At 49.8% G+C, this 23087-nt stretch carries 26 protein-coding genes and 2 pseudogenes; 2 read left to right on the forward strand and 26 right to left on the reverse strand.

Annotation, left to right across the window (positions count from 1 at the left end; all coding sequences use genetic code 11):
• Positions 1 to 4 precede the first annotated feature (4 nt).
• From EUBDOL_RS02090 to EUBDOL_RS02130, 9 genes and pseudogenes are all read right to left on the reverse strand, one after another.
• Positions 5 to 283 (reverse strand): hypothetical protein, encoded by a 279-nt coding sequence (locus tag EUBDOL_RS02090; RefSeq protein WP_004798047.1) that lies wholly within the window; start codon positions 281 to 283, stop codon positions 5 to 7.
• Positions 280 to 2388, reverse strand: coding sequence for a type IA DNA topoisomerase (locus EUBDOL_RS02095; RefSeq protein WP_004798049.1), 2109 nt, complete (start codon positions 2386 to 2388; stop codon positions 280 to 282). Before EUBDOL_RS02095 ends, EUBDOL_RS02090 begins: the two co-directional genes overlap by 4 nt.
• Positions 2389 to 2574: 186 nt before the next feature.
• Entirely contained in the window at positions 2575 to 3339 is a 765-nt protein-coding gene (locus EUBDOL_RS02100; RefSeq protein ID WP_004798051.1) for a DUF4366 domain-containing protein, read from the reverse strand.
• Positions 3329 to 3586, reverse strand: a complete 258-nt coding sequence (locus tag EUBDOL_RS02105) for a DUF4315 family protein (RefSeq protein WP_004798053.1) — start codon at positions 3584 to 3586, stop codon at positions 3329 to 3331. The genes EUBDOL_RS02100 and EUBDOL_RS02105 overlap by 11 nt, the downstream gene beginning before the upstream one ends.
• 28 nt (positions 3587 to 3614) lie before the next feature.
• Positions 3615 to 5351, reverse strand: a complete 1737-nt coding sequence (locus EUBDOL_RS02110; RefSeq protein WP_004798055.1) for a C40 family peptidase — start codon at positions 5349 to 5351, stop codon at positions 3615 to 3617.
• Positions 5344 to 5724, reverse strand: a complete 381-nt coding sequence (locus EUBDOL_RS02115; RefSeq protein WP_425321176.1) for a DUF3851 domain-containing protein — start codon at positions 5722 to 5724, stop codon at positions 5344 to 5346. The genes EUBDOL_RS02110 and EUBDOL_RS02115 overlap by 8 nt, the downstream gene beginning before the upstream one ends.
• Positions 5724 to 8122 (reverse strand): annotated as a pseudogene (locus EUBDOL_RS02120) (VirB4-like conjugal transfer ATPase, CD1110 family). The gene EUBDOL_RS02115 and the pseudogene EUBDOL_RS02120 overlap by 1 nt, the downstream one beginning before the upstream one ends.
• Positions 8079 to 8534 (reverse strand): PrgI family protein, encoded by a 456-nt coding sequence (locus EUBDOL_RS02125; RefSeq protein WP_004798062.1) that lies wholly within the window; start codon positions 8532 to 8534, stop codon positions 8079 to 8081. The pseudogene EUBDOL_RS02120 and the gene EUBDOL_RS02125 overlap by 44 nt, the downstream one beginning before the upstream one ends.
• A gap of 20 nt (positions 8535 to 8554) precedes the next feature.
• Positions 8555 to 9424 carry a VirB6/TrbL-like conjugal transfer protein, CD1112 family gene (locus tag EUBDOL_RS02130; protein ID WP_002576236.1) on the reverse strand — a complete coding sequence of 290 codons (870 nt, stop codon included), beginning with the start codon at positions 9422 to 9424 and terminating at the stop codon, positions 8555 to 8557.
• 57 nt (positions 9425 to 9481) lie between these two features.
• Here EUBDOL_RS02130 and EUBDOL_RS11980 point away from each other — a divergent pair, with 57 nt between their 5' ends.
• Positions 9482 to 9646: a hypothetical protein gene (locus EUBDOL_RS11980; protein ID WP_004798071.1), complete on the forward strand. Its 165-nt coding sequence runs from the start codon at positions 9482 to 9484 to the stop codon at positions 9644 to 9646.
• Between the two features lie 23 nt (positions 9647 to 9669).
• On the opposite strand, the gene EUBDOL_RS02135 is transcribed toward EUBDOL_RS11980, so the two are convergent.
• From EUBDOL_RS02135 to EUBDOL_RS11155, 10 genes and pseudogenes are all read right to left on the reverse strand, one after another.
• Positions 9670 to 11340, reverse strand: coding sequence for a recombinase family protein (locus tag EUBDOL_RS02135; protein WP_004798072.1), 1671 nt, complete (start codon positions 11338 to 11340; stop codon positions 9670 to 9672).
• Positions 11341 to 11538: a hypothetical protein gene (locus EUBDOL_RS02140; RefSeq protein ID WP_003020324.1), complete on the reverse strand. Its 198-nt coding sequence runs from the start codon at positions 11536 to 11538 to the stop codon at positions 11341 to 11343.
• Positions 11539 to 11779: 241 nt separating this feature from the next.
• Positions 11780 to 13174, reverse strand: coding sequence for a virulence-associated E family protein (locus EUBDOL_RS02145; RefSeq protein ID WP_004798076.1), 1395 nt, complete (start codon positions 13172 to 13174; stop codon positions 11780 to 11782).
• A pseudogene (locus tag EUBDOL_RS02150) lies at positions 13086 to 13730 on the reverse strand (CHC2 zinc finger domain-containing protein). The gene EUBDOL_RS02145 and the pseudogene EUBDOL_RS02150 overlap by 89 nt, the downstream one beginning before the upstream one ends.
• Positions 13731 to 13795: 65 nt before the next feature.
• Complete coding sequence (mobQ, locus tag EUBDOL_RS02155) at positions 13796 to 15376, reverse strand: MobQ family relaxase (RefSeq protein WP_004798078.1); 1581 nt, start codon at positions 15374 to 15376, stop codon at positions 13796 to 13798.
• A gap of 182 nt (positions 15377 to 15558) precedes the next feature.
• Positions 15559 to 15963, reverse strand: coding sequence for a hypothetical protein (locus EUBDOL_RS02160; RefSeq protein ID WP_004798079.1), 405 nt, complete (start codon positions 15961 to 15963; stop codon positions 15559 to 15561).
• Positions 15964 to 15984: 21 nt separating this feature from the next.
• The gene (locus tag EUBDOL_RS02165) at positions 15985 to 16239 is read right to left on the reverse strand and encodes a CPCC family cysteine-rich protein (protein WP_004798080.1); all 255 of its coding nucleotides are present in this window, start codon (positions 16237 to 16239) and stop codon (positions 15985 to 15987) included.
• Positions 16240 to 16550: 311 nt separating this feature from the next.
• Entirely contained in the window at positions 16551 to 16847 is a 297-nt protein-coding gene (locus EUBDOL_RS02170) for a DUF3847 domain-containing protein (protein ID WP_004798081.1), read from the reverse strand.
• On the reverse strand, positions 16840 to 17181 hold the full coding sequence (locus tag EUBDOL_RS02175) for a DeoR family transcriptional regulator (protein WP_003020305.1): 342 nt from the start codon (positions 17179 to 17181) through the stop codon (positions 16840 to 16842). Before EUBDOL_RS02175 ends, EUBDOL_RS02170 begins: the two co-directional genes overlap by 8 nt.
• Positions 17178 to 17366, reverse strand: coding sequence for a hypothetical protein (locus tag EUBDOL_RS11155; RefSeq protein ID WP_002304353.1), 189 nt, complete (start codon positions 17364 to 17366; stop codon positions 17178 to 17180). The genes EUBDOL_RS02175 and EUBDOL_RS11155 overlap by 4 nt, the downstream gene beginning before the upstream one ends.
• 483 nt (positions 17367 to 17849) lie before the next feature.
• Here EUBDOL_RS11155 and EUBDOL_RS02180 point away from each other — a divergent pair, with 483 nt between their 5' ends.
• Positions 17850 to 18656 (forward strand): helix-turn-helix domain-containing protein, encoded by an 807-nt coding sequence (locus tag EUBDOL_RS02180; RefSeq protein WP_004798082.1) that lies wholly within the window; start codon positions 17850 to 17852, stop codon positions 18654 to 18656.
• A 94-nt stretch (positions 18657 to 18750) separates the two neighbouring features.
• Here EUBDOL_RS02180 and EUBDOL_RS02185 read toward each other — a convergent pair whose 3' ends face one another.
• The 7 genes from EUBDOL_RS02185 to EUBDOL_RS02210 form a co-directional block, all read right to left on the reverse strand.
• Positions 18751 to 19251 carry a hypothetical protein gene (locus tag EUBDOL_RS02185; protein WP_004798083.1) on the reverse strand — a complete coding sequence of 167 codons (501 nt, stop codon included), beginning with the start codon at positions 19249 to 19251 and terminating at the stop codon, positions 18751 to 18753.
• Positions 19252 to 19298: 47 nt separating this feature from the next.
• Positions 19299 to 19559, reverse strand: a complete 261-nt coding sequence (locus EUBDOL_RS02190) for a hypothetical protein (protein WP_004798084.1) — start codon at positions 19557 to 19559, stop codon at positions 19299 to 19301.
• A 54-nt stretch (positions 19560 to 19613) separates the two neighbouring features.
• The gene (locus tag EUBDOL_RS02195; protein ID WP_456059060.1) at positions 19614 to 19982 is read right to left on the reverse strand and encodes a TnpV protein; all 369 of its coding nucleotides are present in this window, start codon (positions 19980 to 19982) and stop codon (positions 19614 to 19616) included.
• On the reverse strand, positions 19951 to 20313 hold the full coding sequence (locus tag EUBDOL_RS02200) for a helix-turn-helix domain-containing protein (protein ID WP_004798085.1): 363 nt from the start codon (positions 20311 to 20313) through the stop codon (positions 19951 to 19953). Before EUBDOL_RS02200 ends, EUBDOL_RS02195 begins: the two co-directional genes overlap by 32 nt.
• Positions 20314 to 20377: 64 nt before the next feature.
• On the reverse strand, positions 20378 to 20536 hold the full coding sequence (locus EUBDOL_RS11165; protein ID WP_004798086.1) for a Maff2 family mobile element protein: 159 nt from the start codon (positions 20534 to 20536) through the stop codon (positions 20378 to 20380).
• Positions 20537 to 20754: 218 nt separating this feature from the next.
• A complete protein-coding gene (locus EUBDOL_RS02205; protein ID WP_004798088.1) occupies positions 20755 to 22584 on the reverse strand; it encodes a VirD4-like conjugal transfer protein, CD1115 family in 1830 nt (609 codons plus the stop codon).
• On the reverse strand, positions 22581 to 23081 hold the full coding sequence (locus EUBDOL_RS02210) for a PcfB family protein (protein ID WP_004798089.1): 501 nt from the start codon (positions 23079 to 23081) through the stop codon (positions 22581 to 22583). Before EUBDOL_RS02210 ends, EUBDOL_RS02205 begins: the two co-directional genes overlap by 4 nt.
• Positions 23082 to 23087: the final 6 nt, after the last annotated feature.

Below are 23087 nucleotides of genomic sequence, written 5' to 3' on the forward strand. Positions count from 1 at the left end.
GCCTTTAACTGCCGGACTTTTTCACAGGGGGCTGGTATCCGGCGGCTTTTGCTCGCTCACTGGCAGCTTTGCGGCGCTCGGCGCTGTATGGCTCCCGGACTGATACACACCGCTTGGGGACGGTAAAGTTATGGGCGTCCTTTCGGGTGATCTGGTCGGGGTGCTTTTTTGCCAGCAGTTCCAGCTTCTCCATCAGACGGGGATCGTGGGTATAGACCTCAGCCATTGGTTCTGCCTGGTTATAGAGGAGAATGGTTTCCCGTTCCACTAAAGAGAGCTTCATCGGCTGCCTCCTTTCCACTGGTCAAATTCCAGCTTGAAGTTGGCATACTGTCCATCGTCCTCCAAAACCACAGTGGCATCGTAGGTCTTGCCGGTTTTCTCCGAATATAACCCCGTCACACGGACACGGCCATCGTTCAGCAGCGCAGACACCACAGCCTTGGTCGGCTGTTTTTTCTTGGCAGCCCACCATTTGTTGTTTTTCCAGATTGCAAATTTACAAGAATCATTCTGACAGAAGAAGCCTTTTTGCAGTTCTGCAACTTCACCGCCGCAGCGAGGGCATTTGCCCACTACCTCACGGGGCGGAGTGAACAGGTACTCGGTTCCCTTGATGACCTGATAAGTTCCCACCAGATCTTTCAGCATGGTGCTGATCCCGTCCAGAAACTCCTCTGGTGCAAGCTGCCCGCGCTCGATCTTGCCCAGGCGGTACTCCCACTCGGCAGTCAGAAGCGGCGATTGCAGTTGTTCCGGCAGGACCGTGATAAGGGATACTGCATCGTGGGAAGGGAGAAGCTGCACCGTTTTCCTGCTCTTTTTTCGTTCCAGAAAACCGGCAGATACCAGCTTTTCCAAAATACCGGCACGGGTGGCCGGTGTCCCCAGACCTTTTCGCTCGGCGTCCTCCGGCATATTCTCTTTTCCGGCAGTCTCCATTGCGGACAACAAGGTATCCTCCGTAAAGTGCTGAGGTGGACTGCTTTTACCTTCTTTGACGATTGCCGCAGAAATCGAAAGGGTCTGTCCTTCGGTCAGCTCCGGCAGAGCTTTCTCTGCGCCTTCTTTTTTCGGCTCTGCATCCTTCATTTTGGCACGGTAAGCGTCCTCCAGTGCTTTCCATCCGGGGTGCTTCACCGTTTTTCCTTTGGCGGTAAACTCTCCACCGGCACACGCTGCAATCACAACAGTTTCCGAATAGATATGGGGCTGGGCTACGGCGCACAGCAGACGCAGGGCCACCAGCTCCAGCACCGCTTTTTCTCCCGCAGGAAGGGCAGAAAGGTCTGCATCCTTGAGATTTCTGGTAGGGATTACTGCGTGGTGGTCAGTTACTTTCTTATCGTTGATGACCGTCTGCGGATCACAGGTAATGGCGATCCCTTTGCGAAACGGCATAGCGTTGGCAACCAGATTGACCAGCACCGGCAGGCTGTCTGCCATATCACCGGTCAGATAGCGGCTGTCAGTACGGGGATAGGTGCAAAGCTTCTTTTCATACAGACTTTGCAGATAGTCCAGGGTCTGCTGGGCTGTAAATCCAAGCAAGCGGTTGGCATCTCTTTGCAGAGTAGTCAGGTCATAGAGGGCAGGCGGCTTTTCAGACTTTTCCTTGCACTCCACCTTTTTGATTGTGACATTTGCACCCTGACAGGTTTCTTTCAGCTGCTCAGCAGCGGCCTTATCCGCCATGCGATCCCCGGATATGGTAAGACCGGGCAGCTCAAGCGCCACGGTATAAAAGGGAACCGGCTTAAAGGTGTCGATCTCAGCTTCTCGCTGAACAATAAGCGCCAGCGTCGGGGACATCACGCGCCCGATGTTGAGGGTTCGGTGATACAGCACGGAAAAAAGCCTTGTCGCATTGATCCCCACCAGCCAGTCGGCCTTGGCACGGCAGAGGGCAGCATCCCGAAGTCCGTCATAATCCGCACCGGGGCGCAGGTTTGCAAAGCCTTCCCTTATGGCAGAGTCCTCCATCGAAGAAATCCAGAGCCTTTTCATAGGCTTCTGACAGTCTGCCAGCTCATAGACGCTGCGGAAGATCAACTCACCCTCGCGTCCGGCATCGCAGGCATTTACCACCTCCGTCACATCCGGGGCGTTCATCAGCTTTTTCAGAATATCAAACTGCTTTTTCTTATCCTTTCCCACTACCATCTGCCAATGTTCCGGCAGGATAGGCAGGTCATCATATCGCCACTTGGCATACTTGGGGTCATAGCTGTCTGCATCTGCAAGACCGGCCAGATGACCCACGCACCAGCTGACACGCCAACCGTTGCCCTCCAGATACCCGTCCTTACGGACGGTTGCGCCGATCACCGCCGCCAAACTCTGGGCAACTGATGGTTTTTCGGCAATTACCAATTTATGTTGAGCCATGATGGTTCCTCCTCTCTTTGAGCCATCGGGACATTTCCCGGTGACAGATACCTACGCAGGGTCTTCCATAATTCCCGCAACCATAGCAGGGGTGGCTGTGGGGCAAAGAAGGAGGACGGGAAGTTTCCTTCCCGCCCTCCGGCCTGCGTGTCATCATGCGTTCATAGGGACTGTCTGTGAAACGGGTCATTTCACACTGTCCTCATCATCATCTTCTGTGCTGCCCCCGTCAGCATCCGGTTCCTCCGACTCCTCATCCTCGGTTTCCCATTCCTCGGAATCTTCCTCGCCATAATCATAATCGTCCAGACTGTCATTGCCCTTGGTCTTAGGCTTGTTCTTAACGAGCTTCAAGTAGGCAAATACGCCACCGCCTCCCAGCAGAGCCAGCAAAAGGACTATCGCAGCCGGGTTCAATCCGGCAGGCTTCTCTTTTTCCGGCTCCGATGTTTCTGCCGGAGGTTCCGGTGCTTTGCCCGTACATTTACTCTTATCAGTTGCGCAGACCGGGCAGGCCGTATTGACTGCCCCTGCTTCACATTTTGTTGAACAGCTACACACAGCAGCCGGCTCCTCTTTGACATTTTCATCTTCCATCAGTGCCATCAAATCTGCTTCATCCACCTGGTTCAGAAAGTGAACAGCAGTCTTTTTATCCTCATTAGCCCTGTCGATCAAAATGTAAAAATAGTTGCCAGCCTTGGTGGTAACGGTAATGAGCTGCTTATTGCCACCAAAATCATCCACCAGAGCGGCATTGCCATCTGGTGTAAGTGCCGGTGCCGGTTCTGCTTCTTCCACAATCACATTGCTGTCATTGGTAGAATCCTCTGCCGGTGCCGCCGGAGCCTGTTCTGACCCCTGTGCGAAAGCAGGGATCGTAAAGCCAAATGCCACAACCATTGTCAGGCAAAGGGCGGAAAGTGTTTTGCAAATTCTTTTATTCTTCATAAGCGGTAGCCTCCTGATTATTTGATTCCGGCAGTGCCGTATCTCTGCCATGGTTCATTCCACCGGAAAGCATAGCGTTCAGCTGTGCTGGAGTCATGCGTAACGCACGAACCATCTGAACGATTTCCAGATTCTCTGCCTCCGTTTTCTGTGCTTCCAAGGTCTTGAGCTTTTCCTGATATTCCGCAATCTTCTCACGGGTTTTCTCAATTTCCTGGTCGATACGTTCAATTTTGTTTTTTGCCATAACCGTTCACTCCTTTCCACAAAGTCTGTTACCAGTTCATCAGACCATAGCCTTTAATGCTTTGATAATTCAGGTCATAACTTTTGATCTTGCAGGCATCGCCGGAATTTCCCTCCACGGTATAAACACGGCTGCCATCCGTACCGATCACGATACCCACATGGTCTGCTGTCCCATCCAAATCCCAATCAAAGAAAATTGCATCTCCGGGAGCCAGATTGTTATAGCCTCTTGCACCCCATTGTCCATGAGACTGGAACCACGGAACGCCCTGCCACTCGCAGCCTGCAAAGCGCGGCTCACTTTTTCCAGCCTGGTTATAACACCAGGATACAAAGCAGGCGCACCACTCCACGCGGCTGTCAAAGCCATACCAGCTCCAATAAGGATAGCCGCCCACATTGCCGACCTGACGCTTGGCCAACTCCACCAACTGCGGATTTCCGGGACGGGTTCCATTTACAAACTGTACACCGGTCAAGTCCTCGGAATTGCTCATGTCAGGGGAACCACCGCCAAACAACAGCGGCTTATTGCCCATGGTCTGCCGGTAAACCTGATACATTTCCATCTGCTCCGGGGTCAGTAACTCCGACGCCACAGCGGAAATGGGCTTGCTGGTGAGTTTCACATTCAAAATGTAATACTCATAGGGGACTTCTTCTGAGGTGGTCTCGCCGGTCTCCGGGTCGGTGGAGGTCTCCGTGCGGTAGCGAATCTCCACTTCCTCAGTAAGCGTCAGCTGATACTGTGCTGCAAACACACGCGCCAGCTCTGCCTGAGCGCTCTGTTGGGTGTAACCTTGCAAGACGGCAGACAGAAATGCTGCCAGCTCATGAGGGTCATGGCCGATCATACCAAGGTCATAGCGATACTCGTCATACCCTGGGTGGCTGCTTTCAATGTTGTCGATTTCCTCCTGCAACTGGGCTTCTCTGGCTGCATAATCTGCCTCCACCGCCAGCATTTCCGGGTCATCCGACGGATAGGTGGTGCCGGAGAGAACGGAACCGATGCTCTGCGCCATCATGGAGCAGGAGGACATGGTATTCATCAGCATACAGGTAATGAGGAACAAAACCCCTGCCATCAGGAAACCCTTCTTGTGGCGCATGACGAATGCCCCTGCCTGCTGTACCTTTTCTTTTACCGTCCTTGCGGCTTTTCCGGTTTTGGATGCAGCCTGGGCGGTATTTCCGGCAGTCTGACCGGCGTGTTTGGCGGCGGCATACTGCTTTTTGATGGCCTGCTTTTGCTGCCAGCGGGAAAGCGGATTGCTGGCAAACTGGGGATTTTCCTGCAAAGATTTCTGGTACAGAACATTTACATTTGCCTTTTCCAGTTGGCGCTCTGCCTGTGCTGCTTTGCGGTACGGCTTCAGCTTGTGGCTGCGATAGCCCTCCCGCACCAGATAAGCGCCGGTCTCCACCGCTTCCTCGGACTTGTGGGCGCTTTCCACGCCCACATTGTCCTGCTCTGTTTCCCGGATCTCTTTGTGGAGCTTGCCCACGACCAGATGGGCGGGAGCTTGCCTGACTCCTTGAGAAACTTTGGAAGGTGGCTTTTTCTTGTCCTCAAAGGTCAGCTTCGAGGTCTTTTTTCCGGTATCCGGGTCAATGACCGTCTGCCTGACCTTTTTCTTTGGGATATTGGCCTGCGCCTTATCTGCTCTGGCCGCAGCTTTCTCCGCTTTACGGATCGGCTTTTCCAGTGCAGGGTCAGACCGTTCCTCATCAGTAAAGCGCAGGCGCGGTTCCTTATTCAAACCATTCTCCCAGCATGAGGGAGGACATCATGTAGTGCAGCTCTGCATAAATGGCCATTCCCACCGGATCGTTGAACATACAGCCGGACAGGTAGGCATAAAACTGTGCCACCACATCGGACAGGATCTTCGCTTCGGTTCCTTCCAGAACCAGACCCCCCATACCTTCTTTGGCACGGATGGTGCTCCACACCTCTGCCAAACGGAGCAGCCCCACCTGACCGGTCTCATTCAGTTCGGCTGCCTGGTCTGCCGCTGTGCGGCACTCGCTGACTGCTTCAGCCATGACCGTAAGCAGCTGGCTGCGCTGGGCATTTACCGCCCTGTCAAAAAACATCAGCGGGTTTTTATTCAAAATGTTGAGATTCATAATCATTCATCCTCCTTTTTCAATTCTTGAGGTTTGGTGGTCATAATGCGGTAAAGCTCGGTATTCTTCGGGAAGTGATCCACGAAAGGCAGAATTGTAGAGCCATAAAACAGCAGGCCCTCGCCCTCACCGGAGTGGGTCACATAAGATAATTGGTGTGTGGAAATACCCAGCTGCTTGGCGAGGATCTGACGGTCTCCCCTGCCTGGTTGAGCATATACACGAAGTCGGAATTTTCAAAGATATTTTCCACCTCGCGGCTGGAAAGTAGATCTTTGACGTTCTGCGTGATTCCGGTGGGGATGCCGCCCCATTTTCTGAATCGCTTCCAAATTTCTACCGTATAAGCAGCGGTCTGTTCCTCCTTCAAAAGCAAGTGCATCTCGTCGATGTAGTAGCGGGTAGACTTGTGAGCGGCACGGTTGATGGTGACACGGTTCCACACCTGATCCTGAACTACCAGCATACCGATTTTTTTAAGCTGCTTGCCCAGTTCCTTGATGTCATAGCAGACAATCCGGTTATCAATATCCACATTGCTCTGATGATTGAACACATTCAACGAACCCGTTACATAGATTTCCAATGCCGTTGCAATGTACTGAGCTTCTTTTTCTTCCTGCTCCCGCAACAGGTTATAAAGGTCCTCCAAAATCGGCATATTCTCCGGGCGCGGGTCATTGAGATAGGTCTGATAGACCAGGCGCACACAACGGTCAATAATGGTTTTCTGCACCGGCTGCAAGCCCTCCTTACCGCCCACGATCAGCTCACACAAGCTGAGGATAAAGTCAGACTTGAGTGACAGCGGGCTTTCATCATCCGAATAGTCCAGATTCAGATCCATCGGATTGATATAGTTGGTTGAAGTAGGTGAGATCTTGATGACCTGCCCATGCAGACGCTCAACAAGAGGTGCGTACTCCGCTTCCGGGTCACAGATAATGACATCATCACTGGTAAGCAAAAAGCAGTTGGCAATTTCTCGTTTTGCGCTGAAGGACTTACCGGAACCCGGCGTACCCAGAATCAGGCCGTTGGGGTTTTTCAGCAGCTTTCTGTCCACCATGATGAGGTTGTTGGACAGAGCATTGATGCCGTAGTACAGAGCTTCTTTCCCGTTCTGGAACAGTTCCTGCGTAGTGAAGGGCACAAAGATAGCTGTGGAACTGGTGGTCAGTCCTCGCTGAATCTCAATCTGATTGAGACCCAGAGGCAGACAGCTCATCAGCCCTTCTTCCTGTTGGAAGTCCAGTCTGGTCAGCTGACAGTTATACTTCTGGGCAATAGAGCCTGCCTGAAAGATGTTGTTGCCAAGCTGACGGGGATTGTCCGCTGTGTTCAGCACCAGAAAGGTCAAAAGGAACATTCTCTCGTTGCGGCTCTGCAAATCCTGCAAGAGTTTTTTCGCTTCACTGCCGTAGGTAGCAAGGTCAGATGGAATGATGTCCATGTCGTATCCGGCACGGACTGCTTTTTTCTGTTCCTCGATCTTGCTGCGGTCCAGGTCGGTAATCTTCCGCTTTACCGTTTTGATGGCTTTCACCTGATCCACCGACTGAATGTGCATACTCACAATGAGCGAGCTTTCCATATCCAGAAAATCAGCCAGCAAACGGTCATTCAGTTCCGGTGCGAGAATCTGCAAAAAAGAAACAGTCCCGTATTTCTTACCCATACGGAACTGCTTGCCGGTGCGGAACTCAAAGGAGCTTGGTGCAATAAAATCCTTTGTGGACAGACCGGAAGGAGCCAGCCAGTCCCATTCAAACTGAAACGGGAGTTGTTCATCCATGTGGAATACCGCATGAAGCTGAAAAAGCCTTTCTTTACCGTCCAGCGTTCTGGCAGCTACACCAAGACGCTTGAAGTTATTAAGTATATCGGTCTCAATACGCTCCAGACGGGGCTTGGCGGCTTTGATGCTGTCCGCGTCGATACCAAAGGTCAGGTATTTGGTCTTGATGAGACCGTTGTTACCTCTGGCCAGCTGATTTTGCAGCATTGTGGTGTATTCCTCGCGGATACTGTCAAAGGCGTCCCTCTGGGGCGGGATGGAAATGGAGTTAGCAAAGGTCTCCTCCGATGCCGCAAGGTTCAAAAAAGACAGCTGAAAATGAATCGAGCTGTCAAAATAATTGAGGAAATCACACCAACCCTCAAAGATTGCCGTCTTATCTTCGTTTTGGGAAAGCTGATAGTTGATGTCCTGAAACTGAATGGTCTTTGTGTAGTGGCTGTCCGATACGCGGCAGATTCCGTCCGGCCACATCCGTTCATAAGGGATACTGTCCTGCGCAGATTTTCCTTTTTTGTCCGTGCGGTTAGCGCGGGCAATGGCCGCTTCGATCTGCTTCTTATCGGCACGGGACAGTTTTTTCTTTGTCTTTACCGGCTGCACAGTTTTTTCCCCGGTTTTTCCGAACATCCGATGCAGCCATTTTTTTATTGCGGTGAACAATGTCATACACCTCCTTATCGAGCATTTCCTGCCGCTTTAATACGGCATAAAAGTTGTTGGTCTGGTAAGGTCGCTGCTTTGGACGGATCACAGCTACTTTGAGAATGTTGCCCACGATCTTTTCCAGGGGCTGTCCATGCTTTTCGTACATAGCCAGCATAAAGAAGGGCAGCATAACCAGCATCATACACATAGCCGCTACACTGTTTCCGGTAGGTTTTCTGAGCAAAAAGAAAAGCGGTACGCCAATAAGCGCTCCGCCCGTGAAGCAGATAAGCTGCCGCTTGGTCAGATTGAACATGACCTTTGTTTTGACTTTTGTTAAGTCCTTGGGTACGGGTACATAAGCCAATGTGGAAACCTCCTTCCGTTTTAGTGTGCCTGAAAGACTGATTTGGCGAGACTGCCGGTTTTGAACAGCGTAAAACATAGCAGTACGGTGTAGCCCACGCAGCTCCAGATTGCCATGATGATGTCATCTTCCAGAGCGATGTTCTGCACCAGCACAGCATAAATTGCCACGCAGACGATAATGAGAAACGCCTGAAAGCCCAGTGCCAGCAGAGATCGGAGGTAATTCTGTCCCATACCGCCCCATTCCTTGCCCATCATTGCAGCCATTGGAACGGGAGCCACCGAAGTTACAAGGTAGATCTCGATCATACGGCCATAAATAACGATAAAGATACAGATATACAACGCCCACATGGTAATGCCAATAAAGAGGGATTGGAACCACAGTCCGAACAGCGGTCCCAAATCCATTTCCATCAGCCTCGGTTCCAGATCGGTCATAACTGAGGAAATGTCAATGGACGCATCCGAATTGATAATCCCTGCCGCCTGCGCCACCACGCTCTGCGCCATATCAAAGACACCCATCACGATATTCCATGTGTTTGTGACAATGAGGATGGCGGCAGCTGATTTGAACACCCACTTGAAAATCATCCAGGTATCCACATCATGCAGGTTGTTCTTGTCTGCAATCATCTGGATCAGGTCTACGGTCATCACGATAGCCAGGATCACACCTGCAATCGGCACCATGATGGAGTTTGACAGATTCTCAATCATATTGAAAATACTGCCATTCCATCCCTGTGGGGTCTGTCCTACCTGTACGGATATATCCGCGACCTGTTGGTTTACGCTGTCAAACATCCCCGAAAGGTTGCTCATAATACCGCCCACCAGCATTTCTTTCAGCCAATTTGTCAGGGCTTCAAGTAAGAAATCCATACGGTGTCAACCTCCTTTCCGCCGCCCCCGCAGAGCTGCGGGAGCGGCAAGGATTTCATGCAGGAACGCTTAGACAGAGAACAGCCCGGAGAGCAGAGGTACAAGAACCATACCAACAACGGCTACACCAGCGCCAGCCATGAGCTGTTTTATCCCCAATTAGGTGTAAAACTCTGCTCGATGGCGGGCGGCGGCGTACAAAAATCTATATGGTGTTTTTAAGAGAACCGTCCCGGCGGGACAGGTCAGGCAGTGACCTGTTCCACCTCTGGGATGGGTTTGAGATTAAAATGAATTTCGATAGAAATGTGTCTTGTTTTATCTTCGTCAATGCGCTCATGCACGACGATTTCTTTGATTAAGCGGTTGAGGGTGGCTGCGTCCAGCTCTGTGATATTGGCGTATTCCTGAATGGCTTCCACCCATTGTTTTGCGTCATTGGCAAGCTGGACTTCATCGGACAGCCGCTTTCTGCCCTCGGACACTTTTGCTTTAAGCTCCGCTTGCTCGGTCTGTGTCTTTTCCAGCATGGTGTTGAAATTCTGTTCACTGATACGCCCTGCAATCATATCCTCATAAAGCCGCATGACCATTTTGTCCAGAACCTCAATCCGTTCCTCGTCCCTTGTGAGGGAGCGTTCCATTGCTTCCCGCTGTTCCCGCTGCTCGGCTTCACAGGTATTGGTCAAGCGGTCGGCAACCGCTTCCCCGTCCATCAGGGCGGCTCTGGCACATTCCCGGATTTTCCGCAGCACATGGCTGTAAAGGGTGTCATAATCAATCCGGTGCTGGGTGCAGTGGTTCTTTCCAAAGGCATTGTAGGTTTTGCAGGAGTAAATCTGCTGGGGATGTTTTGCGTTTGTGTAGCGTACCGTCAGTGACTTCCCACACTCACCGCATTTTATCAGTCCGGCAAACAGGCTGATTTCATTGGTCTGCCCCGGACGCTGGCGGGATTTCAGCTTGTTCTGCACAATGTCAAAGCTCATGCGGTCAATCAGCGGTTCATGCTGTCCCTCCACCACAATCCAGTCCTCCGGCTTCTTTTCCCCAATCGTGCCGATTTTGAAACGGTAGTCCTTTTTCTGGGAAGCAATCGCCCCGGTGTAGACGGGATTCATCAAAAGGTCTTTGATAACGGAGAAGTCCCACATATACCGCCCGTTTTCCGGGTCTTTCTTTTCCCATTTGGTGCGGGTATTGCGAAGCCCCCGTTCCCGGTTCCACCATGTGGGGCAGGGAATTTTTTCTTCCTCCAGCCGTCTGCGGATATAGTTCGGACCATGACCGTTCAGGGCATATCCGAAAATCAGCCGCACAATCGGGGCGGTTTCCTCGTCAATGAGCAGATGGTTTTTGTCCTCCGGGTCTTTCCGATACCCAAACGGGGCAAGACACCCGGTAAACTGTCCTTTCTGCGCTTTCAGAAGATAAGAGGAATGGACTTTCTTGGAAATATCCTTGCTGTACATCTCGTTCAGGATATTCTTGAACGGGGCGATGTCGTTGTTATCCCGCAGGGTGTCGATACCGTCATTCATGGCGATATAGCGGACACCGTTTCTTGGGAAAAAGTCCTCAATCAAATGCCCGGTTTGCAGATAGTTACGCCCCAGTCGGCTGAGGTCTTTCGTGATGACAAGGTTGATTTGCCTGCGCTCAATGGCTCTCAACATTCTCTGTAAATCAGGACGCTCCATATTAAGACCTGTGAAGCCATCGTCCTGATAGACTGCCACAACCTCCCATCCCTGCTTTTCGCAGTATTTTTCCAGCATATCACGCTGGTTTGCGATACTGGCACTTTCGCCTTGCAGGTCATCGTCCTTTGACAGCCTGCAATAGACCGCTGCACGATACCCTCCGGCAAGTGCCGAACCGATTGTTCTGTATTCCATTTCGTTCATCATAGCCATTTACCCACACAATCCAGACGGTATCTGGCTCTTTTGAACCTCATCTTCATTATAGCTCATATCTTTCCTTTTAGCAAGATATTCTTTCGTATTTGTCTTACCGTATTTCTGGGAAATCAGGCTGACGAACACATCGGTTGCGTCCAGTTCCCCGTCAAATACCGTTGTAACATGAATCTCTGTTTTGTTTTTTGCCATAGGCAGTTATCCTCCATACATGAAAATAGCCAGACAGAGGGTGTCGGCAACGAAGTCCGGCAACGGGCTTCAAAAGACCTTGCAAACAATCTCAATCTGGCGATGGTTACTATTTATACTTTTCTTTTATTTTTCTGTTGTTTTGGTTGTTATAAGGGAGAAAAGCCCGCAGTTATGGGGTTTTCCCCGGCAACCGGCTCGGCAACGGGATAGCAACAGGGGATGCAACGGGCTGTCATTTTCAGAATGGAAGCTCCATCTGTTCTGTGACCTCCACAAAACCGTCCATCGTTTTTTCAGACGGGTTGCCGGAGTCCGTTGCCGGGTTTTCACGCTCCCAGCCCTTTTGTCTGCCATATTCGGAAAACATTCTTGGGTTTGGGAAGTACCGCCAGCCGGAAATGCACTGGTTCATAATCTCGTTGATTTCCCGGATTTCCCATTGCTTCGGCTCGTCAAAGACATGGTTCAAGGCTTCCTTGTAGAGCTGCTTGGAGCAGACCATGCTCCCGGTGTACTTATCAAGATACGCCTGTATCATCCCGGCTTTGGTGTCCTCCGGCATAAAATCCCTCTGGTGTTCTTTGAGATACCGCTGCATGGCGGGGCTGAAAGCCAGCTTGAACCTGCCGCTTCGGTAAATCTCCATCGCTTCCGCCCACATCTGCTCGATATAGGCTCTGGAAGCAGCTTCGTCCTCTAAAATGTGAACCTCGGCTTGCTCCGGGTACACCATGACGGGGATAAAGCGGCGGTTGCCGGAACGGTCAAGGGGCAGGAAGTCAAGGGCATTGGAAGTGCCGCCAAACACGCACTGACGGGGGCGGTCTGCCGGGTGGGTTTCATAGGGTATCTTGTAAACCTCTTTCTGCCGGCTTAAAAATGACTTGATTTCCTCAATGCTCTTGGCGTTTGCGGTTGCCATCATTTCCGACATTTCGATAATCCAGTGACCTTGCAGCTTACGGTACACATTGTCATCGTCCAGCTTCCGCAAATCATCGGAGAACCACTCGTCCCGGACTGCCAGCAGACGGAAGAAGGTGGACTTTCCAGCCCCCTGACCGCCTACCAGACAAAGCATGATTTCAAACTTGCACCCCGGCTGAAAGGCTCGTGAGATTGCACCCAGCAGGAACAGCTTCAATGCTTCATAGGTGTAATCGTCTGCGTCAGCCCCCAGAAAGTGCCGCAGGCAGAAGCGGATTCGCTCTGTCCCGTCCCACACAAGGGAACTTAAATAATCCCGGATGGGATGGTACTTGTTTTCATTCGCCACAATCCCGATGGCATTATCAATCTTTTTCTCATTGGTAAGCCCATAGGTTTCTTCCAGATAGAGAAGCAGATACTTCATATCCGTATCGTTCAGGGCTGTGCTTTCTCTGTGAAAACCGATGGGCTTTATGATGTCCTTGCGGTCGGTCAGGATGTTGTATGCGATAGCCCCGGAAAGCAGAGGGTCACGCTGGAATACGGTCAGGCAGTTCCGTATGCTCTGGCGGACACCGCCTTTCTCGGTGGTTTCCAGCCCCGCCTTGATTTCCTCAATGCTCTGGGGCGGCTGCATGGCGTTCATGGTGTTTTTTAGTTCTTGCTGCGTCTGCGGCTGCAAGCTCTGCCATTCGCTGTTCAAGCTGTATCACATCCTTTCAGTAGTCCGCAATCAAAGCCGCTTTTTCCTCTGTCTCCCCGAACAGCAGCACATCCAGCAGATATTCCACATGGGCTTGCTTTTGTAAGGCTTCCACAAACCGGGGATGAAAGGCTTCCTCTGGGGAGTGCGGGGCATATTCCGTTCTCCATGCCCGGAGCAGGTGGAGATAATCGGCAAGGATACGGAAGCAGCGGTTCTTTGCTTCCTGAAACTGTTCCTCCGGGGATTTCTGCCGGGGCTTGGGCTTTTTTACCTTTCCCGGCGGTTTCCAGTCCTCATAGGAAATTCCAAAGTCCTGTGCCAGTTGTACGGCGGCTTCTTTCTTTCCCAGCCCATACAGAGCGGCGGCAAAATCAATCACATCCCCATCCGCACCGCAGCCGAAGCAGTGGTAACGCCGATCCAGCTTCATGCTTGGGGTTTTATCGTGATGGAACGGGCAGCAAGCCATCCCGTTCCGCCCTGCATGGATTCCATAATGCTCCGCTGCCTGTCTTGTTGTGACAGACTGCTTCACAACTTCAAATACATTCAAATCAATCCCTCCTTGAACATAAGAAAAGCACCTGACATTCTCTGATTGAAAATGGCAAGTGCCTGTTAAAGTTCCATATCCTGTTGTCTGTGTTTTGTCTGTGCCGGGGCGGTTCTTTGTGCTTTTTTCTCGTCAGTCTTATCCTGCAAGACTTCTTTGATGGGCTGCTTCTTGGGCGGCTCTTTGCTTTCTTCTGTGCCGGGTGTGGCTTTCCGTACCCAGTAGCGGATGTCCCGCAGCTTCTTCAAATCCTCCTGTACCTCGGTCAGCGGTACTTTCAGTTCTGCGATTTCGCTGAGAAGCGTTTCCTGCTCCTCTTGCAGCTCCTTTTTGGTACTGTCCTTATCGTCCGGGTGCTTGGCAAGGTAGTCAGCGGCTTTCTCATACCGGGCAACCTCCGGGTATTCCTGTTTGAATTTCTCCTTTGTTTTCTTAAAAAATATCTTCTGGTACTTCTCATAGACAGCCTTACATTCTTTGCAGTCTGTCCGGCTGGCAAGAATCCCGTCAATCACTTTGCTTCGGGCTTCCTTTGGCTTCATTTGATTGCGGTAATCTGCGGCTGATTTCCCAGAAGATTCCAGAAATGCTTCTAAGTCCTCCACAGTGGAAAGTCCCTTTTGCCGGAGATAGGACAAGGCTTCGCTGACTGCCTTTAAGTCCTGTGAAGTCCCCCGGTTCTGTCCAGCCCTTGTCCAGTCCCTCCGTTCTTCTTTTCGTATCTCCATATACTTCATCAGCAGATTGGGAAGAAGTGTCGCTTCCTCCGCCGTTTTTTGTGCAAGCAGCTCTTTCCGTTTTTCTCCCAGTTCGGTAATCCAGCCTTTGAGGTTTTGAATGAGCTGCCGAATGGACTGCATCAGGCGGTTGGCGGCTTTGATTTCCCGGTTCAGGTTGCCGATATTCGTCTGGATACCACGCTTTTCCATCTGCCGGACAGCAGCCCCCTCATGGACAGTGGGGACTATATCAAGCCCCTGTCTGGCATAGGAACGCAAGTCCACACGCTCCGGGCGGTCATTGGCTTCCAGATAGCGGTTCTGGATGACCTCCCATTCATGCCGCCAGATTTCACAATACTTCCTGTCGTTCCAATCAACCGTATCCTCCTTGTGGCTTTTCCATCTGCCGGACGGAAGTTTTATCCGTTCCCCGTTTTCGTCAAGGTCATAAACCTTGCGGCTCTTGGGAAGCCATTTTCCATGTTCGTCCATTGCCCTCATAGTGAGCATGACATGGGCGTGGGGATTGTGTCCCGGCGGATGGGGGTCATGGATTGCAAAATCAGCAATCATGCCTTTGGAAACAAACTGCTGCTCACAAAATTCCCGGACAAGGACAGCATACTGGTCGGGTGGTATCTCTCTTGGGATGGTAAGCACCCACCGCCTTGCAAGCTGGGAGTTCCATTGCTTTTCCACCGCTTCGGCGGCGTTCCATAAGGTATTGCGGTCTGCATACGACCGTGGGGCGTTTGCCGGGAGCAGAATTTCATTGTGGACAATACCACGCTTTTCCGGGTAGTGCTTCACTTGCTGGTCGTATTCACAGAACAGCTTTTCGCCGCTTTGGTAAGCAGCGGCGGCAACCGCAGACTGTCGCTGGCTGCGCTGAACAATCGTGATTTCGTTGTGTGGGCAGGGCATTTCGTGTCCCTCCTTTCGGTAATTGGTGGATGGGGTGGCGTTTTACCACCTCATTTTGGCAGAAAAAAAGCAGGAGACCTTTTTCAGATTTCCTGCTCGGTGTGCCGCTGTGAGGGCGGCGGATATTTAGTTGTAAAAGTTCGGGACAAGTTGACCCGATGGGGAGATGGTACACTTAAAAATTATGGTTCTCTTGTCATTAGCTCATTAGCATAATGATTAAGAGCTTCACAAGGTTCATATTTGCATTTATAACCAATACCGTCAATTATAATAAATGGATTGTATGCTATAATCTCCACTTGAGAACCATCTGCCAAAGACAGAGTGAAAATAACTGCTTGTCCGGCATATTCTGTATATGAGTTGTCCTTATTGTAAATAACTACCTCATTGAGATATGATACTAATTCCTCTGTTTCTACTATCTGAATTGTTGTATCAGGTGGCGATAACCGAACACTTGCCGAAGTAATATCTGCTGCCTCTAAATCTTTGAATGGTCTATGAGCAGAAAACAAAAGAAAGCTAATACCTATACCGATTAAACATATCAGTGCAATTAACAAAAACTTTTTACGCTTCATTTGATTCTCCTTTACACACTACTATGAAATTTCTTTTTCATCATCTCTTGGTAGTCGGACATAACACACCATTTCTTTTTCACAAGCTCCGAATGTTGAGAAATTTAATTTTGCTTCTTTTAGTGTTATTCCATGATTAGAGTCGCTTGATTCGTTATCAGAAGCAATGAACGGGTCATTCTCCCAAAAACAAACGGGACAGATATACCCACAATCTTCATTTGCCGGAACATTATAGGTAAAATATCCGCAGCAAGGACATTGGTATTTTTTCATATAAACCTCCCGTTTAAGCCTTGACCTCAAATTCCTGATTTATTTCTGACTTTATTATACTTCATCGATTATCGAAAAGATAGCATATTTTATGAAACTTGTCGGCTGGGAACAGCTTACAGCGCAAGGTGTCCCCAGATGGCAAGTCCACAAAAGGGTAGCTGGCGGCAGCCAGCGCAGGGGAAGCGTAGCGTCCCCTGTATGATTTGGAGCAGACCTTGACTGCGGAAAATCACAGCCCTCCGGCGAGGAGCCTTCGGAGAACGCAATGCACCAACCTTTGGGTGGTGTATAATTGCGCCCTTAGTAAACTAAGGGGTTTCCGGCTTCTCCCGTTCCAGCAGTTTTTTCAATAGTTCCTGCGTATCCTGTCTGTGAAAAATGAGTTTCAACAACAGCATGACATCATCATCTGTCAGGCGTTCCGGCTCTTGCAGAAAACTTTCCAGCATACCGCCACGAGTGCAGAGCCGGTGCGTCCGTTCCTTTCGGGTAAGCTGCTTTAACTGGTGCTGCAATGCCTTTTCATCATTGATGGCTTTCCGCAGTTTCTTTTCGCTTTTCTCCAGCTCCCGGTTTAGCTTTTCCAGCTTTAAGGTATCAGGCAAGGGCAGCGTCCTCCTTTCCCGGTATCAGCACATAAATTCTGTTGGGTTCTCCAACGCCCTGACGCACCCGCATGATAAGTCCGGCGGTTTCCAGTTCATTCAGAGAACGCTTGACCGTCATGGGACTGCGGGACAGGACTGCGGCAATGGCTGTGACAGGGAAGCAGACAAACAGGATTCCGTTCTCGTCTTCCTGCCCTTTGGATAGCATAGCGTCCAGCATCCGGCAGTACATGACCTTTGCGGTGCTGCTGACTGGAAATCCTGTCAACGCTCTGGGAAATGGCATACAGGGCGGCAATGGTGTGTCTATCGTCATAAATTCAAAATTCATTCGGTGTGTTCCTCCTTTTTCTTTGCTCGTTTGGATAAATAACGGGGGCAGTCAATCACAACCGCCCGGAAGCTCTGCTTGCACCCATGCTGGCATTTCCGGCATAATTCGTTGTAAGTGACACGCCCCCGGTCATTGAGGTAAAAGGAAAGCTCATGCTTCCTCTTTTTGCTCATTCTCGGCATATTGCGCTTCCTCCCGTTTTCGTGTATGGTTTCGGGGCGATTTTCGGCAAAATTACAGCCATAGAGCCGCTTAAAATCTCCCGAAGTATCAGCGATAGGGTAGACTATCCCCCTATCAGATTGTCGTGTTTCGGTATCATTTCGGTGTCAGTTCGCCAGTTCCCCCCGGTGTCGTTCCTCCCCTGAATCTCACAGCGGCGTATCGCTCCCTTTGGTACGCTCGTTTCGGTCAGGGTTCCTCCACATCCCTGCCAAAAGTCATGGCACTACATCGCCGGGGAAGCATATCCCACACAGGCTGGTCATTCGATTGGAATAATCCATCGATGAACTACCTGTATCATAGAACATTTTTGTACCCTGTGCCGTATGTCCACAAAGTAGGAATTAGGGGTAAAAAGCGGAAATTTCCACGATTGCGGAAAGTATGATATAATCCAATTAAGCGGCAGCAATCAAACCGCCGGAAAGGAGCGTGCGCCCATGAAAGGAGCAACAAGCATACAGGAACGCCTTTGGGAACTCCGCAAGGACAAAGGCTTAAATCTGGAAGAATTATCAAAGCTGACGGGCATTTCCAAATCAGCTCTTGGAAATTATGAAAAAGAAGATTATAAGGAAATCAATCATGGCAACCTTATCACGCTGGCAGACTTCTATGGGGTTTCCGTTGATTATCTACTGTGCCGGACAGAGAACCGGGAGCAGATCAACACGCCATTAAGGGAGCTGCATTTGAGTGATGAGATGGTAGCACTTCTGAAAAGCGGTCGGATTAACAACCGTCTGCTGTGCGAACTTGCCACCCATAAGGACTTTATCAAGTTTCTTGCGGACATTGAGATTTATGTGGATGGGATTGCCACCATGCAGATTCAGAACCTCAACGCCCTTGTCGATACCGTCCGGCATGAAATCATTGAACGGTATCGCCCCGGCGAAGATGACCCCCATTTGAAAGTGTTGCAAGCCGCCCATATCAGTGATGATGAATATTTCAGTCACATGGTACGGGATGACCTCAACCTGATTATCCGGGATATTCGGGAAGCCCATAAAAAGGACAGCGAGAGTGCACCTCAGACCACCGTTGCCGATGAACTGAAAGAAAATCTGGAAGCGGTTGAAAATTTCAAGGGCAGCCGTGATGAAAAGCTGGTTGTCCTTTACTGTAAGCAGCTTGGTATCAACTATAAAAATCTGTCAGATGAAGAATTTCGCTGGCTGATTCGGATTCTCAAAAAATCAAAGAAAATGGGAACGCCTATCAGCCAGAGGAAAAAACGATAAAGAAAAACCGCTGTTGCATGGTTTGTTGGCTTCCATGTAGCAGCGGTTTTTGCTGGGATTATTCAGTTGAATTTTTAGCACGACAAACTGGAATTTATTTTGGCAAATCATCTTCCGCTTTAAAATTCACATTACTGTCATCGATCGAGATTGTGATCGTGTAGTTATAGATTATACCATCTTCTGTTTCCAGCCTAAATGTTACCGCACCACCTCCGAGATACTGAAAGTCAGGTTCGTCAGACATTCTTGCATATGTGCCATACTGTTGAAAGTATCCGTCTGCATCAAAGAACGCAACATTGCTTGTTTGCTCCTTATCGTTCCGGAAGAGTACTGCACCAACACGGTCACTAGCATGATCTGGAATTAAAACACAGTCTATGTATTCCCAATCTGTTTCTTGCACAAGAGAGAACATCGACACAATATCTTGTTCAGACCAGATTTTTCCTCCATTCAGATTACTGATATCTGTATTCTGAACCGGATTGCTGGCAGAATCTGATGTTTCTGGCATGGCGTCTTTGCTGCTGCAGGCGGACATTCCTAATACACAAACCGTCATGAAAATAAAAAGCAATGCTCTCTTCATATGAACACCTCCTCAAATTCCGATTTCTCAGTTTCAAAAACTGGAACTTATTCTTCGAATTTTTTATGACACTTTGGACATTCTTTAGGGATCGGCCTATAACCAACAAGTGAGCAACCGCAATAAGGACATTTCATCATGGTGAGATGATATACAATACCACCAATAACAACCATTGCACCGATCAGCAGGCATAGGTTTACTCTGTACTCCTTTGCCGTCATTGCTCCTATTACTGCGAGCAATATCCCTATCATCAAAATGATCCAAGAAATGGCAGCCTGCTTTTGTGGGCTATTGTTTTTCATATAATCACACCCCCTCTACAAATCCCGATTTGTCATAATCATTCTACCATACCGTTATGAATAAATCATCTCTTGCAAAATAATTTCTTCTGCCCGGTTGTGAATGTTATTGCAACGCTGCACCCATTCCATTTGATGGGTACGCTTCAATTCCTCGGTCACACCATCGGCAGCCTTCATCTGCTCCATGATGGTGTCTAACCGTTCCTGTGCCTGTTCGTTCAGGTCTGCAAGATATGTCCATAACTCCCCGGTCAGTGTCAATGTGTTCAATCTGGCTGGATGGGCTTCTCTTAAATATTCCCGGTGCATCCGTCCGTACTTTCCGATAGGGCGGTGTTCCTCCGGCAGCTTCAAATCTGGGATATAGTAATCTCCGACAAGGATATAATCAATTCCGTTTTCCGTTATTCTTGGTTTCAATTCGCTCATGTTCCTTACCTCCTGTGGAAGCAGGCTCGTCTGGTACTAACTCAATCACATCGGTAATCTCACAATTCAGCGTTTCGCAGATACGGGCTAATGTATCCATGCTGATGTGCTTTCCCTCTTTGCTCATGTTGGCAATCATATTCGTTGTCATACCGGCGGCAAGCCTTAAATCTTCTTTTCTCATATCACGCTCTAACAGTGTATGCCAGAGTGGTTTATAGCTGATGTGCATATTGTTTTCCTGCCTTTCTACCCATACCACCGGGGCGGCTGCCCCGGCAGGAACTTTTCTCTTATTATAACACCAATCTTGTGAAATCACAATTTATTCTTGTAGCCTGCCGCTGATACCGTCTGGATTGGTTTTTCCTTTCTTTTTGTTCCCTTTAATTAGCCATGAACTGCTTCATGCCCTGAGATTTTGCGCCAGGGTTGTCGTTGCCGTAACCTTCCAACAGGTTGATGACACCCCAGATACCAAGACCAGCGCCCAGAGCGATAACGAGAGTCTGAAGAACGGTAATTGCCTGTTCAAAAAATGCCATATAGTTTGTTAGCCGGAATCTGATTAAAAAATAGGTTTGTCATGTTTCATAGGCATACAAAAGCCGGAACAATCTGCCGCCCGGTTTCCGGGGGCATGATTCCGGCTGTCCTCCTTTTTCATTATTTTTCTTGCGATTGTCCGCTTTGTACGCCAATGGCCTCAACAGAGGCAGTTGCGGCAAATAGATACGATCACTCCTTTCTCAGCGGAACCGTATTACACGCCCTCCGTGTCTACTTCATATACATCGCAGACCTCATCAGGCTTGAGTTTTAGTCTGGCAGACAAAAATGCTTCAATATCAAAGGTATTTCGCTTGTCTGCATCAGCTGTGTATTTGAAATTAGGGTGTCTGGTAATGTCATACTTGTCTGAAAGAAACGGACGCACACCGCGCAACTGCAAGATGCACTTGCCGCCATCCATAACTGCCAGCTCGTCCTGGCTCATCAGCTCTTTTCCCAATTTCTGATAGTTGAGCGAGTGGGAGGTCTCCCGTCCCCGGCTCTCTCCGGTGTTGTAAGTGTCTATGGTCTCCTTTCCCAGAACAGCCGCCAGCTCTTTTAGCGTTGTTGGCTCTTTGCCACCCAGGAAGATGGAAGTATCCATATTGCCGATGATGGTATCGGCATTATCTTTGTAAATTGCCTTGAGCTGACTCTGCGCCTGCAACACCAGACAGGCGGAGATCTCACGGCTTCGGATGGTGGCCACCAGCTTTTCCAGACGAGGAATCTGCCCGATATTGGCGGCTTCATCAATGAGACAGCGCACATGGACTGGAAGCCTGCCGCCATACACATCGTCCGCCTTTTCGCAGAGCAGATTAAACAGCTGGGTGTAGCACATAGAGATTAGGAAGTTAAAGCTATCGTCCGTATCACTCATGATGAGGAACAGGGCAGTTTTCCTGTCTCCCAGAGTGTCCAGCTCCAGCTCGTCATAAGCTGTGACCTTACGCAACTCCGCAATATCAAATACGGCAAGACGCGCACCGCAAGAAATCAAAATCGACTTGGCTGTTTTTCCGGCGGCCAGCTTATATTTCTTATACTGGCGCACCGCAAAGTGGTTTGGCTTCTCGGCTTCTAATGCGTCAAACATCAGGTCTACGGGGTTTTTGAACTCCTCGTCATCCTCACGGACTTCCATAGCGTTGATGAACTCAATGAGGGTGGAGAAGTTCTGCTCCTCCACCGGGGCCTCATAATGGATATAGCCAATAAGCGCGCAGTACAACAAGGTTTCTGCTTTTACCCAGAAATCGTCTCCGGCCTTGCCTTCGCCTTTGGTATTGGCGATCAGCGTTGTGACCAGCTTCAAGATGTCCTTTTCGCTATGGATATAGGCGAAAGGGTTATAGTGCATGGACTTCCTGAAGTTGATGGTATTTAGAACCTTGATTCGGTACGGCTCATAAATGACCTTGCCGTGCTTATCCTTCATGGGCTTTCCGTCTTTCCCCAGTTTGGGTGCGCCCCTTTGGAGCATCTTTCCGCACTCCACCAAAATGTTTCCCTTCGGGTCTGTGACCACATAGGAACTGTGCATCTGCATCAGATTCGGTTTGAGCCAGAAGCGGGTCTTACCGGAACCGGAGCCGCCAATCACCAGCACATTTTTGTTTCTGGCGGTCTTTGGGTCCTTGGGGCGGCTGTTCATTGTCAGGCTCTCCGTTTTCGTCAGAATCACATTGTTCTGAAATACAGGATCAACGTAAGGTGCAATATCCTCACGGGTTCCCCAGCGGGCCGAACCATATTCCAAACCATGTCGATATTTCTTGGCGTTTTTACTTTTGAGGTACACCGCCAGACGCAGACCAGCACCGCAACACAGCCCCACCAGCAGATCCAACGGGTGAAGGCTGGGCCAGAAACTTTGCAGCGCCCCAGGCAGAACCGCAACCAGCGAAAGAAACTTTTCTGAAGCATCCGCCCCTTGTGCCATTCGCCATGCCTCTCCAAAATTGGTAGCAAACAGCCCCAGCAGGATATACGGCATATTCAGCAAAATGAGCTTTTTGATGTCCAATGTCTTTTTCATCGTTCCAGCTCCTTTCGCTTGGTGCGATCCACCACAGCATTTTTAACCATCTCTTTGAACTGGTTAAGTTTTGCCAGTACGGACGGGCGCTCTGTTTTCGTTGCCTTTTTGACCTTTTTGTTGGTGTACTCTGTAAAAGCTGCTGTCAGAGCATCTGCATCACGGCCTTTGAAAAAAATCAGGTACTTTGGCGGAGAACTGCTGCGGTCCTTTTTCACCGCATAATCCACACCATATTTCCGGGCAATTTTCTCAAACGCCTTGATAGAGGGGTCTGTGATCTCAATATTGGATATTCCCTGATTCTGCCCGACAAGCTGCTTCACAGTCTGTTTCCCATGCGGAACAACCGGCGCATCACGGCTTCTCTGTTTTTCCAGCTTCTTTTCCTTGCGATGTGCCATGTACTTGCTTATGGCAGCCTTAAACATTCTGCCGGTAAACTTTGTTCCACTGACAACCAGCGTCAAAGTTCTGTTTTCCACTTCTTCCTGCATTTTCTC

Origin of the sequence: Amedibacillus dolichus DSM 3991 (genome assembly GCF_000154285.1) — a bacterium.
Taxonomy (GTDB): domain Bacteria; phylum Bacillota_I; class Bacilli_A; order Erysipelotrichales; family Erysipelotrichaceae; genus Amedibacillus; species Amedibacillus dolichus.

What these genes read in the sequence shown, in the direction of transcription:
- EUBDOL_RS02090 (WP_004798047.1), bottom strand. Translation starts at nt 283, where the DNA reads ATGAAGCTCTCTTTAGTGGAACGGGAAACCATTCTCCTCTATAACCAG.
- EUBDOL_RS02095 (WP_004798049.1), bottom strand. Translation starts at nt 2,388, where the DNA reads ATGGCTCAACATAAATTGGTAATTGCCGAAAAACCATCAGTTGCCCAG.
- EUBDOL_RS02100 (WP_004798051.1), bottom strand. Translation starts at nt 3,339, where the DNA reads ATGAAGAATAAAAGAATTTGCAAAACACTTTCCGCCCTTTGCCTGACA.
- EUBDOL_RS02105 (WP_004798053.1), bottom strand. Translation starts at nt 3,586, where the DNA reads ATGGCAAAAAACAAAATTGAACGTATCGACCAGGAAATTGAGAAAACC.
- EUBDOL_RS02130 (WP_002576236.1), bottom strand. Translation starts at nt 9,424, where the DNA reads ATGGATTTCTTACTTGAAGCCCTGACAAATTGGCTGAAAGAAATGCTG.
- EUBDOL_RS11980 (WP_004798071.1), top strand. Translation starts at nt 9,482, where the DNA reads ATGCAGGAACGCTTAGACAGAGAACAGCCCGGAGAGCAGAGGTACAAG.
- EUBDOL_RS02135 (WP_004798072.1), bottom strand. Translation starts at nt 11,340, where the DNA reads ATGGCTATGATGAACGAAATGGAATACAGAACAATCGGTTCGGCACTT.
- EUBDOL_RS02140 (WP_003020324.1), bottom strand. Translation starts at nt 11,538, where the DNA reads ATGGCAAAAAACAAAACAGAGATTCATGTTACAACGGTATTTGACGGG.
- mobQ (WP_004798078.1), bottom strand. Translation starts at nt 15,376, where the DNA reads ATGCCCTGCCCACACAACGAAATCACGATTGTTCAGCGCAGCCAGCGA.
- EUBDOL_RS02160 (WP_004798079.1), bottom strand. Translation starts at nt 15,963, where the DNA reads ATGAAGCGTAAAAAGTTTTTGTTAATTGCACTGATATGTTTAATCGGT.
- EUBDOL_RS02165 (WP_004798080.1), bottom strand. Translation starts at nt 16,239, where the DNA reads ATGAAAAAATACCAATGTCCTTGCTGCGGATATTTTACCTATAATGTT.
- EUBDOL_RS02175 (WP_003020305.1), bottom strand. Translation starts at nt 17,181, where the DNA reads ATGAATTTTGAATTTATGACGATAGACACACCATTGCCGCCCTGTATG.
- EUBDOL_RS11155 (WP_002304353.1), bottom strand. Translation starts at nt 17,366, where the DNA reads ATGCCGAGAATGAGCAAAAAGAGGAAGCATGAGCTTTCCTTTTACCTC.
- EUBDOL_RS02180 (WP_004798082.1), top strand. Translation starts at nt 17,850, where the DNA reads ATGAAAGGAGCAACAAGCATACAGGAACGCCTTTGGGAACTCCGCAAG.
- EUBDOL_RS02185 (WP_004798083.1), bottom strand. Translation starts at nt 19,251, where the DNA reads ATGAAGAGAGCATTGCTTTTTATTTTCATGACGGTTTGTGTATTAGGA.
- EUBDOL_RS02190 (WP_004798084.1), bottom strand. Translation starts at nt 19,559, where the DNA reads ATGAAAAACAATAGCCCACAAAAGCAGGCTGCCATTTCTTGGATCATT.
- EUBDOL_RS11165 (WP_004798086.1), bottom strand. Translation starts at nt 20,536, where the DNA reads ATGGCATTTTTTGAACAGGCAATTACCGTTCTTCAGACTCTCGTTATC.
- EUBDOL_RS02205 (WP_004798088.1), bottom strand. Translation starts at nt 22,584, where the DNA reads ATGAAAAAGACATTGGACATCAAAAAGCTCATTTTGCTGAATATGCCG.
- EUBDOL_RS02210 (WP_004798089.1), bottom strand. Translation starts at nt 23,081, where the DNA reads ATGCAGGAAGAAGTGGAAAACAGAACTTTGACGCTGGTTGTCAGTGGA.